Here is a 1,235-nt window from a genome sequence, read left to right as displayed (position 1 = left end):
TAACTAAGGAGGTTGTTCTTTGCTGACATTATTAAAGATTATATTTGGATTAATTAGTTGTATTTTAGCGGTTTACTCTTTAATAACTGATAAGTTTGAAATAATGCCTTTTATGTCTTTATTTATGGGATTGATGATTTTAATGACAGGACTTTCTGACTTAAAAGAAAATCGAAAAGCTTCAGCATATACACTATTTTTAGCATCAGGATTTATTATCTTTGTTGCAGTCTATACTTTCATTTTTTAACATGCATGTACATAGAAAAAAATGAAAGTTAACATAACCCCACTTATTGGTAGTATCTGAAACGATGAAAATGAACTTCATTGCTATAACAGATACCAAATTTTCGTTTAGAGGGTACTTCAAAATCTTAGGTTGATGGCGATGTTCACTAACCAGAATTATGTAAAAAAAATAGCCGATTCCTTAATCGCACAGGGAATCGGCTAATTTGTGTCCAAATAGTATCTAAACGTACGCTAAGGAATTTTTCAGTTGAAAAACTTGGTTCTACTGTACGTTAAGAAGGTTCCATAAACGATTTTTAATGTTTGTTATGGTACTTTTTTTTGTAATGAGTTTTAGAACCGGTTTTTGAGCGTATTTCTGTCAGTTCCGTTAAAAATAAATAAAGTACCATAAACGGTCGTTTTTAGGAACAATCATTTTTTTAGCTACCCCTTTAATGTTTACTTCTTTCATTAGCCTCGATCAAGTGATTGAAAATTCTTATAATACAATATATACTTTTATTATCTTGAGAAAAGGGAGATAAGCCTATGTTAACGAGCATTGCAGTAGATGTTTTAAAAAAACTAAAGGAACAAAAAAACGTCGCAAGGGTACAGTAAAATAACCCTTACTGCATACCCCTGCGTATTAATTGGGGGATATTAATTTGATTAAGCAATATAGTAAAAGATTTTTAACAGGAAATAAAGTCACTCTACGAAAAATAACAAAAGAGGATTACGGAAACTACTTTAACATTGAAGATATAATGGAGAGCCGGTTATTAATGAATGATGGAATACCATTTCCTCCTACCGAACGTGACCATGAAAAATTTCTTAATGAAATAAGTTCTGATAAAGAGGATTACATGTTTGGGATTGAACTTAAAGATGAAAAAATCTTTATTGGGACAATAGCTGTTTACTTAGTGAACTGGAAGAATGGTACTTGTCACGTTGGCGTTTCAATAGGTCCTGAATATCAAGGGAAAGGT

Annotated in this window: 2 protein-coding genes; both read left to right on the top strand. The window is 31.3% G+C overall.

All coding sequences use genetic code 11. The features are described from left to right. Positions 1–19 precede the first annotated feature (19 nt). Positions 20–250, top strand: a complete 231-nt coding sequence (locus tag AC1DIT_RS28165; RefSeq protein WP_016132979.1) for a DUF3953 domain-containing protein — start codon at positions 20–22, stop codon at positions 248–250. A gap of 655 nt (positions 251–905) precedes the next feature. Continuing rightward, the coding region (locus tag AC1DIT_RS28160; RefSeq protein WP_476998605.1) for a GNAT family N-acetyltransferase at positions 906–1,235 on the top strand (330 nt) is incomplete at its 3' end.

It is taken from the genome of Bacillus sp. 05T22 (assembly GCF_056396765.1).
This window is presented reverse-complemented; position numbering and strand designations above follow the sequence as displayed.